Below are 14,145 nucleotides of genomic sequence, written 5' to 3' on the forward strand. Positions count from 1 at the left end.
GGCCAATCTTACGGACTTCGGCCGGTTAACGGGCTGGGTGGCCGCGCCCTGTGGAAATCTTTGCTCCCCGACGCTGCCAGAGACGCTGCGCAATCACAGCCGCGGCGATGCCCAGCAGCGCGCCAGCAAGAGTGTCACTGAGCCAGTGGACGCCGAGTGCGGTGCGGCTCCACATCATCGCGAGCGTCCAACAGACGGCTGCGATCCACATCCAGGTCACCGATGACCTGTTGACGAAGGTTGCCCCGCGACGGTAGACGGACGATACCGCGTAGGCGACGGAAACTGCGAGCGCCGCGGCGCCCATGGAATGACCTGAGGGAAAGGAATAGCCGTCCCACGAGTAGAGCGCGTCAAGCGGCCGCGGGCGCACGACGAGGTACTTGGTGACCTCCGAGAGCGTGACGCCGAGCACGAGGGCGGTTGCCAGGGCTGCAGCCTCCCGCACGAAATGCCGGGTCAGGAGGAGCGCGCAGGCGACGACTCCGCACGCCGCGACACCCACGCTCGAGCCAATCTCAGCGAGAAACGCGGCGACCGTGAATGCGATGGATCCGGGGGTGAGTCGTGCTGCTGGCCGCCAGGCTTCGTCGAAGGGGAGGGGGCCGCTCTGCACGAAGTGGATGTAGGCCCCAAGCCCGCCGACCGCAACGATCGCAACGATCGCCCAGGCAATTCCTGAGGCTCCGGGCTTCGACATCATGCACTCACAGTAACGGCCGAGCCTGCCCCGTGCCTGGTAGCGAGCTTTGCCCCAGCTGGCAGTCAGGTCGCAGTTTCGGCTACGGTGTGAGTGTTGATTCACATTGGTGCTTGGCGACCCTTGTCAGGGCGTAACGATGGTGTTACAGTAGAAAGCTGCACTATGGACACGAGTCTGCCTTCATATAGCGGAAGGCCCCGGGAGTTGGCGCGCAGGCGCAAATGAACTCCCGTGTGACCGCAGAGCAATTCTTCGCAAGACCAAGTCAACCGGCCCGACGGGGCCCACGGAGGTACTTCCTTGGCTGCTGCGCCCAACGCATCGTCCACTAATAACCCGAAGAACGGTCGCAATCACTCGCGGCTCTCATTCGCTAAGATTTCCGACACGCTGTCGGTGCCAAATCTGCTGGCACTTCAGCTCGAGAGCTTTGATTGGCTCGTCGGTAACGACGCGTGGGTAACCCGCGTCAAAGAGGCACAGGCTCAGGGGCGCGATGACATCGCGCTGAAGAGTGGCCTCGAGGAGATCTTCGAGGAGATGTCCCCGATCGAGGACAACGCTGGCACCATGCAGCTCTCCTTCGAGAACCCCATCCTCGATGACCAGAAGTTCTCGATCGACGAGTGCAAGGAGCGCGGGAAGACCTACTCGGCTCCCCTCTACGTTGAGGCAGCGTTCTACAACACCGAGACGCAGGTACTCAAGAGCCAGACGGTCTACATGGGCGACTTCCCGCTCATGACCGACAAGGGCACGTTCATCATTAACGGCACCGAGCGCGTCATCGTGTCGCAGCTCGTCCGTAGCCCCGGTGTCTACTTCGAGCGTCAGCAGGAGAAGACCTCGGATAAGGACGTGTTCTCGGCACGCGTGATCCCGAGCCGTGGTGCATGGCTCGAGTTCGAGATCGACAAGCGTGATCAGGTCGGCGTTCGCATCGACCGCAAGCGTAAGCAGTCGGTCACCGTGTTCCTGAAGGCACTCGGTATGACCACCGCTGAGATCCTCGAGGAGTTCGCCGGCTACGAGTCGATCGCGCTCACCCTCGAGAAGGACGGCGTTGTCGAGAAGGAGGGCGTGAACCTCCAGGAGGAAGCGCTCAAGGACATCTACCGCAAGCAGCGCCCGGGCGAGCAGGTTGCGATTGAGGCTGCGCGTGCGCTCCTCGACAACAGCTACTTCAACTCGAAGCGCTACGACCTTGCGAAGGTTGGCCGTTACAAGATCAACCGCAAGCTCGGCCTCGAAGCTCCGATCACCGACTCGGTGCTCTCGCTTGAGGACATCGTCGCGACGATCAAGTACCTCGTAGGCCTCCACGCAGGCACCGAGACGCTTCCCGGCACCCGCGAGGGCAAGGCATTCGACAACCGCCTCGACACCGACGACATCGATCACTTCGGTAACCGTCGTATCCGTGCGGTTGGCGAGCTCATCCAGAACCAGGTGCGCACCGGTCTCAGCCGCATGGAGCGCGTCGTTCGCGAGCGCATGACCACGCAGGACATTGAAGCGATCACCCCGAACACCCTGATCAACACGCGCCCCGTGCTCGCAGCGATCAAGGAGTTCTTCGGCACCTCGCAGCTGTCGCAGTTCATGGCTCAGAACAACCCGCGCGCAGGCCTGACGAACAAGCGTCGTCTGTCTGCGCTCGGCCCCGGCGGTCTGTCACGTGACCGCGCAGGCGTCGAGGTGCGAGACGTTCACCCCTCGCACTACGGACGTATGTGCCCCATTGAGACGCCGGAAGGCCCGAACATTGGCCTGATCGGTGCACTCGCAACGTTCGCACGGATCAACGCGTTCGGCTTCATCGAGACCCCGTACCGCCGCATCGTCGACGGCACCGTCACCGACCAGGTCGATTACCTCACCGCGCACGAAGAGGACGAGTTCCTCATCGCACAGGCTGGTGCTCCGGTGAACCAGGACGGCAAGTTCGCCGACGAGCAGGTTCTCGCGCGCCCCCGTGGCTCCGAGGTGCAGCTCGTTGATGCAGACACCGTGCAGTACATGGACGTCTCCGCTCGCCAGATGGTGTCGGTTGCGACCTCGCTCATTCCGTTCCTCGAGCATGACGATGCGAACCGCGCGCTCATGGGCGCGAACATGCAGCGTCAGGCCGTGCCGCTCGTTCGTTCCGAGTCGCCGCTCGTCGGCACCGGCATGGAGGGCTACGCAGCCATCGACGCAGGCGACGTCATCGTTGCCGAGCAGGCTGGCGTTGTCACCGACGTTTCCGCTGACTTCGTGAGCATCACGCTCGACGAGGGCGGCACGAAGAAGTACTACATGCGCAAGTTCGATCGCTCGAACCAGGGCACGAACTACAACCACCGCGTCATCGTCAAGGCTGGCGAGCGGATCGAGGCCGGCGAGGTCATCGCTGACGGCCCCGCAACCGAGAACGGTGAGCTCGCGCTCGGCAAGAACCTCCTCGTAGCGTTCATGCCGTGGGAGGGTCACAACTTCGAGGACGCGATCATCCTCAGCCAGAACCTCGTGAAGGACGACACGCTGTCGTCGATCCACATCGAGGAGTACGACGTCGACGCGCGCGACACCAAGCTCGGCAAGGAAGAGATCACCCGTGATCTCCCCAACGCGAGCATGGAGGCGCTGAAGGATCTCGACGAGCGCGGCATCATCCGCATTGGCGCTGAGGTCAACCCCGGCGACATCCTCGTCGGCAAGGTCACGCCGAAGGGCGAGACCGAGCTTTCGGCAGAGGAGCGTCTGCTCCGCGCGATCTTCAATGAGAAGAGCCGCGAGGTTCGCGATACCTCGCTGAAGGTTCCGCACGGCGTTGCCGGCACCGTCACCTCTGTGAAGGTGTTCGACGCCGAGAACGACAACGATGATGACCTCGGCTCTGGTGTCAACCAGCGCGTGGTCGTGTACATCGCGCAGAAGCGTAAGATCACCGAGGGCGACAAGCTTGCTGGCCGTCACGGCAACAAGGGCGTTATTTCGAAGATCCTCCCCATCGAGGACATGCCGTTCCTCGAAGACGGTACGCCCGTTGACGTCATCCTCAACCCGCTCGGTATCCCCGGCCGCATGAACTTCGGCCAGGTGCTCGAGGTTCACCTCGGCTGGATCGCCAAGCAGGGCTGGAAGGTCGACGGCAACCCTGAGTGGGCTGCGAAGCTCGCGAAGTCGGCTCTCGAAGCCGCCCCCGATACCAAGGTCGCAACCCCGGTATTCGATGGCGCCTCTGAGATCGAGATCGCTGGTCTCCTCGACTCGACCACGCCGAACCGTGATGGTGAGCGCCTCATCGACTCGACCGGAAAGACCCGTCTGTTCGACGGTCGTTCAGGCGAGCCGTACCCGTACCCGATCGCTGTCGGCTACATGTACATCCTGAAGCTGCACCACCTCGTGGATGACAAGATTCACGCGCGTTCGACCGGACCGTACTCGATGATCACCCAGCAGCCGCTCGGTGGTAAGGCGCAGTTCGGTGGACAGCGCTTCGGTGAGATGGAAGTGTGGGCCCTCGAGGCCTACGGCGCCGCATACGCGCTCCAGGAGCTGCTCACGGTCAAGTCCGATGACATCCTCGGCCGCGTCAAGGTCTACGAGGCGATCGTCCGCGGAGAGAACATTCCGGAGCCGGGCGTGCCCGAGTCGTTCCGCGTTCTCATGAAGGAAATGCAGTCGCTCTGCTTGAACGTTGAGGTGCTCGGAGCAGACGGTAACGCCGTCAGCCTGCGCGACAACGACGACGAGGCACACCGCACCGCGGAAGAGCTCGGCATTAACCTTTCCACGCGCTTCGAGGCAGCTTCGGCTGACGAGATCTAAGTTGGCTGCGCCCCGCCTGCGGGCGGGGCACCAGCCGCTTCAGAATTTTTACGTTTTCATCCAAGGAGAACATTTTGCTCGAGGGTACGAGTTTCAATGAGCTGCAGATCCGTCTGGCGACCGCCGACGATATCCGTGGCTGGTCATTCGGCGAGGTCAAGAAGCCGGAGACCATCAACTACCGCACGCTGAAGCCGGAGAAGGACGGTCTGTTCGGTGAGCAGATCTTCGGTCCTTCCCGCGACTGGGAGTGCGCCTGTGGCAAGTACAAGCGTGTCCGTTACAAGGGCATCGTCTGTGAGCGTTGTGGCGTAGAGGTCACCAAGTCGAGCGTTCGTCGTGAGCGCATGGGCCACATCGAGCTCGCTGCTCCCGTGACCCACATCTGGTACTTCAAGGGTGTCCCGTCACGCCTCGGCTACCTGCTCGACATGGCGCCGAAGGACCTTGAGAAGGTCATCTACTTCGCTGCGTACATGATCATCGACATCGATGATGAGGGCCGTCACGAAGACATGGCTGAGCTTGAGGCAGAGCTTCGGCTCGAGTTGAAGGCACTCAGCGACCAGCGTGACATCGCAGTCGCTCAGCGCCAGAAGCAGGCCGAGACCGATCTCGCTGCGCTCGAGGCTGAGGGGGCGAAGGCCGATCAGCGCCGTCGTGCGGAGGCTTCGGCTGAGAAGGACATGACGCTCATCCGTCGCGGCTTCGACGACGACATTGCTCGTCTCGAGCGTGTCTGGGACGATTTTCGCAGCCTGAAGGTGGGCGACCTCAAGCCTGAGGACGCAGTCTTCGCAGACCTCATGGACCGCTACGGCGATTACTTCGAGGCCTACATGGGTGCTGAGGCAATCAAGAAGCGCCTTGAGGCATTCGACCTCGTCCAGGAAGCGGAGACGCTGCACCTGCAGATCGCTGAGGGCAAGGGCCAGAAGAAGATCCGCGCGATCAAGCGCCTGAAGGTCGTCAGCGCCTTCCTGCAGACCGGCGCAAGCCCGGCCGCAATGGTGCTCGACGTCGTTCCGGTGATCCCGCCCGAGCTGCGCCCAATGGTGCAGCTTGACGGTGGCCGCTTCGCGACCTCGGATCTCAACGATCTGTACCGCCGCGTCATCAACCGCAACAACCGTCTGCGCCGCCTGCTCGATCTCGGAGCACCCGAGATCATCGTGAACAACGAGAAGCGCATGCTGCAGGAAGCTGTCGACGCACTCTTCGACAACGGCCGCCGCGGCCGCCCCGTTACGGGCACCGGTAACCGTGCGCTGAAGTCGCTCGCTGACATGCTCAAGGGCAAGCAGGGTCGATTCCGTCAGAACCTGCTCGGTAAGCGCGTTGACTACTCGGGCCGTTCGGTGATCGTCGTTGGACCGCAGCTCAAGCTGCACCAGTGTGGTCTGCCGAAGCAGATGGCGCTCGAGCTGTTCAAGCCGTTCGTCATCAAGCGCCTGATGGATCTCTCGCACGCACAGAACGTGAAGGCCGCCAAGCGCATGGTCGAGCGTTCACGCAGCGAGGTCTGGGACGTGCTCGAGGAGATCATCCGCGAGCGCCCCGTGATGCTCAACCGCGCACCGACGCTTCACCGCCTCGGCATCCAGGCGTTCGAGCCGCAGCTCGTCGAGGGCAAGGCTATCCAGCTGCACCCTCTCGTCTGTGCTGCGTTCAACGCCGACTTTGATGGTGACCAGATGGCAGTTCACCTGCCGCTGTCGGTCGAGGCGCAGGCTGAGGCACGCGTGCTCATGCTCGCATCGAACAACATCCTGAAGCCGTCTGACGGTCGCCCGGTGACCCTGCCTTCGCAGGATATGATCATCGGCCTGCCCCACCTCACCACCGTGAAGAAGGGTGCAGTCGGCGAGGGCCGCGCATTCGGATCGATCGCCGAGGCTATCCTCGCGATGGACGAGAACACGCTCGACCTTGGCGCGATGGCGAAGATCCGTCTCACCGGGTACACCGACGCTTCGGGCGTCACCTCGGAGAAGCCCGTCATCGTCGAGACCACGCTGGGGCGTGCGCTCTTCAACGAGGCGCTTCCCGCGGACTACGTGTACTTCGAGCAGATTGCTGACAAGGGCACGCTTTCGAGCCTTGTCAACGATCTCGCTGAGCGCTACCCGAAGGTGGAGGTCGCTGCAACGCTCGACCGCATCAAGGATGCCGGTTTCCACTGGGCAACTCGCTCGGGTGTGACCGTCGCGCTCTCCGATATCGTGACCCCGTCGAACAAGGCTGAGATCCTTGAGACGCACGAGCAGGAAGCTGCGGCAGTGCAGAAGCGTTTCGATCGCGGTCTCATCACCGAAAACGAGCGTCACGCAGATCTCGTGAAGATCTGGACCCAGGCAACCGACGAGGTCGCAGAAGCTATGCGCGACGCGTTCCCCGAGGACAACAGCATCTTCCGGATGGTGTCGTCTGGTGCACGTGGTAACTGGCTGCAGATCCGTAACATCGCCGGTATGCGTGGCCTCGTGTCCGACCCGAAGGGTGAGATTATTCCTCGCCCGATCATTAACTCGTACCGTGAGGGCCTGTCGGTTGCGGAGTACTTCATCGCGACCCACGGTGCGCGTAAGGGTCTTGCTGATACCGCGCTGCGTACCGCTGACTCGGGTTACCTGACCCGTCGTCTGGTGGACGTCTCGCAGGATGTCATCATCCGCGAGGAAGACTGCGGCACCCGTCGTGGTCTCGAGCTGCCGATCGCTACCGAGGTTGACGGCGTCATCGTCCCTGACGAGAACGTCGAGAACTCGGTCTACGCTCGTACGCTCTCCGCTGACGCGGTTGACGCTGACGGCAACGTCGTTGCAGCTGCCGGCTCTGACGTCGGTGACGTCGCGATCGAGCTGCTCGTTGGCGCTCGCATCACTGACATCAAGGTGCGCTCGGTGCTCACCTGTGAGTCGGCAGTCGGCGTGTGCGCGACCTGCTACGGCCGTTCGCTCGCGACCGGTCAGCGCGTCGACATCGGTGAGGCCGTTGGCATCATCGCGGCACAGTCGATTGGTGAGCCGGGAACCCAGCTCACCATGCGTACCTTCCACACGGGTGGATCGGCTTCGGCGGACGACATCACGCAGGGTCTGCCCCGCGTGCAGGAGCTCTTCGAGGCACGTACCCCCAAGGGTGCATCGCCGATCGCAGAGGCTGCAGGCCGTATCACGATCGAGGACACCGAGAAGAGCCGTCGCGTGCTCCTGACGCCGGATGACGGCTCTGAGGAGAAGCAGTACCCGGTTCTGAAGCGTTCGACGCTCCTCGTTGAGGACGGCGACCACGTTGAGCTCGGCCACCCCTTCATCCAGGGAACGCTTGACCCGAAGGACATCCTTCAGGTTGGCGCGACCGAGGAGGGCAAGCACATTCCGGGCGAGCGCGCAGTGCAGAAGTACCTCGTTGAGGGCGTGCAGGGCGTGTACCGTTCACAGGGCGTGCCGATCCACGATAAGCACATTGAGGTCATCGTTCGTCAGATGCTCCGCAAGGTGACCGTTGTGGATCACGGCGAGACCGAGCTGCTTCCGGGCGAGCTCGTTGACCGTTCGCGCTACCAGCGGATCAACCGCGAGGCGCTCGTCGACGGCAAGCGTGCCGCGACGGCCCGCCCCGAGGTCATGGGTATCACCAAGGCGTCGCTCGCGACCGAGTCGTGGCTGTCGGCGGCCTCCTTCCAGGAGACCACCCGCGTGCTCACGCAGGCCGCGATGGAGGGATCGCGCGATCCGCTCGTCGGCCTCAAGGAGAACGTCATCATCGGTAAGCTCATCCCGGCCGGTACCGGCCTGGGTGTCTACACCGATGTTGATGTCGCTGCGACTGAGGAAGCTCGCGCCGAGCGTTACCCGAACCGCATGTATGCGGGTGAGGGCACGTTCGACGAGAACGATTTCTCGTTCGTCGACTTCGACACCTTCACCTCTGACGAGTTCAACCCCGGCAACTACAGCTAAGGGTTTCGGCCGCCCGCGTCGCGGGTAGCCGGGTCAGTCAAACAGCGGGCGTCCACCTTCGGGTGGGCGCCCGCTGTGTGCGTTATATGAGCATCGCGCCGCGGCTCAACGCGGGCCCAGGGCTGTGGTCTCGTGCAGCCCGCAGAATGGTTTCGTGCGCGTGTTCCGCGCGGGAGGGCCCATTTCTGGCGCATAGCTTGTATCGTGGCGACAGAACGCAAGGCACTCGAGAGGTGAACCAATGAGCGATGAGCGCGAAACTCCCGTCGATCCCGGCGCGCCGGTCGAGGAACAAACGGCGACTGACACCGCAGTCCAAGAGGCAGTCGTTCGCGCGACCTCGAATGCCGATGACGCCGCGAACGACGTGATTGTCGTCGAGGCAGACGGCACCGTGGTCGACTCAGCGGTAGGGGAGAAGCCAGCTGTCGTCGCGGGCGCGACCGCGCTCTCTGAACAGGCGCACCGCGAGCAGTCCTCGAGCGTAGACACGCAGCTCGACCTTGACGTTCCCGGGCCGCGAATCGCCGTCGTCGAAGAACTACCGTCCGCCGCTGCGGAGCCGGTTGTGGCTCCCGCTGTGCAGTTCGCCGACCCTGCGCGTGACGGAGAGATCCGGATCAGCGCCGACCATCCGATGGCGGCCCTGTACATGCAGTCGCCGATGCCGCCGGATCTGAAGGGTAACCGCGCGGGAGGCGTGCTCATCGCGCTGCTCGCTACGCTCGCGTTCGCGCTGCTGTACGCGGGGCTGATTGCCGCTCGGATCGCCCAGGATTTCCCACCATCGACCTTCCTCACTGAGGGACTGCTCCCGTGGATTACCTCCTGGGGCTTCATCGCGGGTGTTGTCGGGTTCTTTGTCGGGCTGTCCATCCTCGTCTTGATCTTTGGTCGGGCTGGCTGGTGGGCCTACGTGATCTTTAGCCTGTTCGTTGGCGTTGTCGTCTGGGTGGCAACGTCTGCGACGTTCGCCCTGACCGGTGGACCGCTCGTGCCAGCCGAAGGCGTAAACGGCTTCCTCGCGACGGCACGGCAGTTCGCGTTCACGCTGCCGACGCTCGGGGCAGCGATCCTCGCCCGCGAGGTTGCGGTGTGGTTCGGAGCGTGGATCGGTGCCCGCGGGCGTCGCATGACCGCAAGAAACGCTGCGGCCCTCGAAGAGTACGAGGCCGCCCTCGCCGAGGTGCGGGCGAAGTAGACATGGCCGAGGGCGCGAAGCGTGGCGTGACCCGAGGGTACGTCCTCGGGCTTCTCGGAGCAACGCTGGTGGTGACAGCAGCACTTGTTGTCGCCGCTTGGGGGCTCCTCGGCATGGCGCTGGGTCGCGAGCCCATCGAAACCTCCGATGTTCCGCTGTGGTTTGGGGTGCTGAGTATCGGGCTCGGGCTCGGGCTGCTGGGCGTGCTGTTGTGGCGGCAGGCGCTCTCGCTGCTCCGGGGAAACAAACGACCGGTCTGGGGGATTGTGCTCGGCGCGACCTTCAGTATCTATCTGCTGTGGGGGCTTGCCGGGATCCTCGCTGATCTGACCACTGAGGAAACATGGTTTAGCCCGTTTGCGCTCATCCTCATGCCGGTGTGGGCCCTCGCTGTAGTGCTGTTCTGGGGAGTGCTTGCCCGCCGCATCTACACCGACAGGCCGACGCCGCAGTGGCCGTGGGAGCGTCGTGAGGGCCAGGAGTGAACCTGGTGGGTCGGATCGACGGGCGCGTCAACAGAGCTGTTGACGCCTGGCTTGAATGGGTACCGAAGTGGGAACCCGCCGCGTACCGCGCCCGCACCCGGCTGTGCCGTCGATGCACTGGCTCGCCGGTGCTTGTCGCCTCTGGTATTCCAGAGGGGACCCCGCACCAGGTAAAGCACGCGCTCGTGTCGCGCGTGCAGCGCATTGTCGACCGACTCGTCGAGGAGTATACGGAGGAACATCTCCCGATGCTCCACTCGGAACTCAGCGGAGCCGACATGTGGCGCGTTGGGGGCTACGACCCCGCGGCAGGACTTGACCCGGAGTATGACGGCTTGGATCCGGACCCTGAGCCGGCGGAAGCCGGGCAACCGTTCCTCTTCACCCTTGCGGGGTTGGCCGCCGACGTGCAGCCTGAGCCGCCACTCCCGCGGCCCCCGTTGAGCCAGCAAGAAAAAGACCAGTTGCGTCGTGAAATCGAGCTTGCCGACCTCCGCGCGGCCGACGTCGGTAACGAAGTGTGCTTTGCGCTGCTGGGGCATCGACCGCGCATCGTCTCCGCGATTGACCGCTTCGTGGAGCCGCAGGTGCGTGCGATGCTCGATGAGCTCTCGCGCCACCTCGAACCACCCGCCTAACTGTGAGCCCAGACCCTTGCGCGTATGCGCCACACCGCGTAAGGTTATTCCTTGGTGCACTCCACCTGTCTCGCGCGTGCGCGAACGCAGTGGGAGAGCATCGAGGGTCACTCGCTCCCAGAGCAGAAACCCCCACGGCATAGCTGCACTCGGAATCTCGGCTCCGGCCCGGAATTCAGCAGCTCCGCGCGTGCGCAAGCTCGCGCAAATGCTCGACCAGATGAAGCATTCCTGTCACCGTGCAGGACCTACTAGGAGAATCAGTGCCTACTATTCAGCAGCTGGTTCGCAAGGGGCGGTCGCCGAAGGTCTCCAAGACCAAGGCTCCCGCACTGAAGGCGAACCCCCAGCAGCGCGGTGTGTGTACTCGTGTGTACACCACCACCCCGAAGAAGCCGAACTCGGCGATGCGTAAGGTCGCTCGTGTGAAGCTCTCGAACGGTACCGAGGTCACGGCCTACATCCCCGGTGAGGGCCACAACCTGCAGGAGCACTCGATGGTGCTCGTGCGCGGTGGTCGTGTGAAGGACCTCCCCGGTGTTCGTTACAAGATCGTGCGCGGCGCGCTCGACACGCAGGCGGTCAAGGATCGCAAGCAAGCTCGTAGCCGCTACGGTGCAAAGAAGGTGAAGTAATGCCTCGTAAAGGACCTGCTCCAAAGCGGCCCGTCGTCGCTGATCCCGTATACGGCTCACCCGTAGTGAGCCAGCTCGTCAACAAGATCCTTGTAGACGGCAAGAAGGGCCTCGCTGAGCGCATTGTTTACAATGCACTCGAGGTCGTTGCTGAGAAGAGCGGCCAGGATGCCGTGGTCGTACTCAAGAAGGCACTCGACAACGTGCGCCCCACCCTTGAGGTACGCTCGCGTCGTGTTGGTGGCTCGACCTACCAGGTGCCCGTTGAGGTTAAGCCGCACCGTGCGAACACTCTCGCACTGCGCTGGCTCACCAGCTACGCGAAGGCTCGTCGAGAGAACTCGATGACCGACCGTCTCACCAACGAGATCCTCGACGCATCGAACGGCCTTGGCGCCGCGGTGAAGCGTCGCGAGGACACGCACAAGATGGCAGAGTCGAACCGCGCGTTCGCTCACTACCGCTGGTAGTCATCTGAGTGAGAGGTGGATCTCACGATCCACCTCTCACTTGCGGGCTCAGCCCGCGCCCCACACTCTTAAATCCCCACCCCGGAGGAGAACCCCGTGGCACAAGACGTGCTCACCGACCTGAGCAAGGTCCGCAATATCGGCATCATGGCCCACATCGATGCCGGCAAGACCACCACCACCGAGCGCATCCTGTTTTACACGGGTGTGAACCACAAGCTGGGCGAGACCCACGACGGTGGCGCAACGACTGACTGGATGGAGCAGGAGAAGGAGCGCGGCATCACGATCACGTCGGCCGCCGTGACCTGCTTCTGGAACAACAACCAGATCAACATTATTGACACCCCCGGCCACGTTGACTTCACCGTCGAGGTGGAGCGCTCGCTCCGCGTGCTCGACGGCGCTGTCGCAGTGTTCGACGGCAAGGAGGGCGTCGAGCCCCAGTCGGAGACCGTCTGGCGTCAGGCTGACAAGTACGGCGTTCCGCGCGTCTGCTTCGTCAACAAGATGGACAAGATGGGTGCTGACTTCTACTTCACCGTAGACACCATCATCAACCGTCTGGGTGCAAAGCCGCTCGTCATGCAGCTGCCGATCGGTGCAGAGGCTGACTTCATCGGCGTCGTCGACCTGCTGTCGATGAAGGCATTCGTCTGGGAGGGCGACTCGAAGGGTGACGTCACCCTCGGTGCGAACTACGAGACCCAGGAGATCCCCGCGGACCTCGTCGAGAAGGCGAAGGAGTACCGCGCGAAGCTCGTCGAGACCGTCGCCGAGACTGACGACGCGCTGCTCGAGAAGTTCTTCGGTGGCGAAGAGCTCTCCATCGAGGAGATCAAGGGCGGCATCCGCAAGCTCGTCGTGAACAACGAGATCTACCCCGTCTACTGTGGCTCGGCCTTCAAGAACCGCGGCATCCAGCCGATGCTCGACGCGGTTGTTGACTTCCTGCCGAACCCGCTCGGCGTTGGTGCTATCGAGGCACACGACCCGCGCGACGAGTCGATCGTCATCGAGCGTCTCCCGCAGGCTGACCAGCCGTTCTCGGCACTCGCGTTCAAGGTTGCAGTGCACCCGTTCTTCGGTCGCCTCACCTACATTCGCGTGTACTCGGGTCGCATCGACTCCGGTGCCCAGGTCATCAACTCGACCAAGGGCAAGAAGGAGCGCATCGGAAAGATCTTCCAGATGCACGCCAACAAGGAGAACCCGGTTGACGACCTCATGGCCGGCAACATCTACGCGGTTATCGGTCTGAAGGACACCACCACCGGTGACACCCTCTCGGATCCGAACGAGCAGGTTGTGCTCGAGTCGATGACCTTCCCCGAGCCCGTGATCGAAGTGGCCATCGAGCCGAAGACCAAGGGTGACCAGGAGAAGCTCGGCACGGCTATCCAGAAGCTCGCGGAAGAGGATCCCACCTTCCGCGTCAGCCAGAACGAAGAGACCGGCCAGACCGTTATTGCGGGTATGGGCGAGCTCCACCTCGACATCCTTGTCGATCGCATGAAGCGTGAGTTCAAGGTTGAGGCAAACGTTGGCAAGCCGCAGGTTGCGTACCGCGAGACGATCCGCAAGACCGTTGCAAAGTACGACTACACCCACAAGAAGCAGACCGGTGGATCCGGTCAGTTCGCAAAGGTGCAGATCGCGATTGCTCCGCTCGAGGTTGAGGGCGACAAGATCTACGAGTTCGAGGACAAGGTGACCGGTGGTCGCGTTCCTCGCGAGTACATCCCCTCGGTCAACGCCGGTATCCAGGACGCCATGCAGTACGGCATCCTCGCAGGATTCCCCGTTGTCGGCGTCAAGGCGCAGCTCCTCGACGGCCAGTACCACGATGTTGACTCGTCTGAAATGGCGTTCAAGATCGCGGGCTCGATGGCATTCAAGGAAGCAGCTCGCCAGGCGCAGCCGGTTATCCTTGAGCCGATGATGGCCGTTGAGGTTCGTACTCCTGAGGAGTACATGGGCGACGTGATCGGCGACCTCAACTCCCGCCGTGGCCAGATCCAGTCAATGGAAGACGCGAGTGGCGTAAAGGTCATCCGCGCGCTGGTTCCGCTTTCAGAGATGTTCGGGTACATTGGTGATCTCCGGTCGAAGACCAGCGGTCGCGCAGTGTTCTCGATGACCTTCGACTCCTATGCTGAGGTGCCGAAGGCCGTGGCCGATGAGATCGTTCAGAAGGCTAAGGGCGAGTAACTTCGCCTCTTGATCTGTGGC

General features: G+C 62.9%; 9 protein-coding genes. 8 read left to right on the plus strand and 1 reads right to left on the minus strand.

All coding sequences use genetic code 11. From position 1 onward, the window contains the following. Positions 1-25: 25 nt before the first annotated feature. On the minus strand, positions 26-703 hold the full coding sequence (locus tag AUL38_RS06760) for a phosphatase PAP2 family protein (RefSeq protein WP_059060393.1): 678 nt from the start codon (positions 701-703) through the stop codon (positions 26-28). A 300-nt stretch (positions 704-1,003) separates the two neighbouring features. On the opposite strand from AUL38_RS06760, the gene AUL38_RS06765 reads away from it, so the two are divergent. From AUL38_RS06765 to fusA, 8 genes are all read left to right on the plus strand, one after another. Next, entirely contained in the window at positions 1,004-4,519 is a 3,516-nt protein-coding gene (locus AUL38_RS06765) for a DNA-directed RNA polymerase subunit beta (RefSeq protein ID WP_059060395.1), read from the plus strand. A gap of 74 nt (positions 4,520-4,593) precedes the next feature. Next, positions 4,594-8,484, plus strand: coding sequence for a DNA-directed RNA polymerase subunit beta' (gene rpoC, locus AUL38_RS06770; protein ID WP_059060397.1), 3,891 nt, complete (start codon positions 4,594-4,596; stop codon positions 8,482-8,484). A gap of 241 nt (positions 8,485-8,725) precedes the next feature. Then, the gene (locus AUL38_RS06775) at positions 8,726-9,685 is read left to right on the plus strand and encodes a hypothetical protein (protein ID WP_083506669.1); all 960 of its coding nucleotides are present in this window, start codon (positions 8,726-8,728) and stop codon (positions 9,683-9,685) included. A gap of 2 nt (positions 9,686-9,687) precedes the next feature. Next, on the plus strand, positions 9,688-10,170 hold the full coding sequence (locus AUL38_RS06780; RefSeq protein ID WP_059060400.1) for a hypothetical protein: 483 nt from the start codon (positions 9,688-9,690) through the stop codon (positions 10,168-10,170). A gap of 5 nt (positions 10,171-10,175) precedes the next feature. Further along, positions 10,176-10,808, plus strand: coding sequence for a spermidine/putrescine ABC transporter substrate-binding protein (locus tag AUL38_RS06785; protein WP_369795296.1), 633 nt, complete (start codon positions 10,176-10,178; stop codon positions 10,806-10,808). A 263-nt stretch (positions 10,809-11,071) separates the two neighbouring features. Continuing rightward, positions 11,072-11,443, plus strand: a complete 372-nt coding sequence (rpsL, locus tag AUL38_RS06790) for a 30S ribosomal protein S12 (RefSeq protein ID WP_059060402.1) — start codon at positions 11,072-11,074, stop codon at positions 11,441-11,443. Further along, complete coding sequence (rpsG, locus tag AUL38_RS06795) at positions 11,443-11,913, plus strand: 30S ribosomal protein S7 (RefSeq protein ID WP_059060419.1); 471 nt, start codon at positions 11,443-11,445, stop codon at positions 11,911-11,913. Before rpsL ends, rpsG begins: the two co-directional genes overlap by 1 nt. Positions 11,914-12,009: 96 nt before the next feature. Further along, positions 12,010-14,124, plus strand: a complete 2,115-nt coding sequence (gene fusA / locus AUL38_RS06800) for an elongation factor G (RefSeq protein WP_059060421.1) — start codon at positions 12,010-12,012, stop codon at positions 14,122-14,124. The last annotated feature ends 21 nt before the right edge of the window (positions 14,125-14,145 follow it).

This window comes from Leucobacter sp. G161 (genome assembly GCF_001482305.1).
Classification (GTDB): Bacteria; Actinomycetota; Actinomycetes; order Actinomycetales; family Microbacteriaceae; genus Leucobacter.

Coding starts and splice junctions, on each gene's coding strand:
- AUL38_RS06760 (WP_059060393.1), bottom strand. CDS start 703: ATGATGTCGAAGCCCGGAGCCTCAGGAATTGCCTGGGCGATCGTTGCG.
- AUL38_RS06775 (WP_083506669.1), top strand. CDS start 8,726: ATGAGCGATGAGCGCGAAACTCCCGTCGATCCCGGCGCGCCGGTCGAG.
- AUL38_RS06780 (WP_059060400.1), top strand. CDS start 9,688: ATGGCCGAGGGCGCGAAGCGTGGCGTGACCCGAGGGTACGTCCTCGGG.
- rpsG (WP_059060419.1), top strand. CDS start 11,443: ATGCCTCGTAAAGGACCTGCTCCAAAGCGGCCCGTCGTCGCTGATCCC.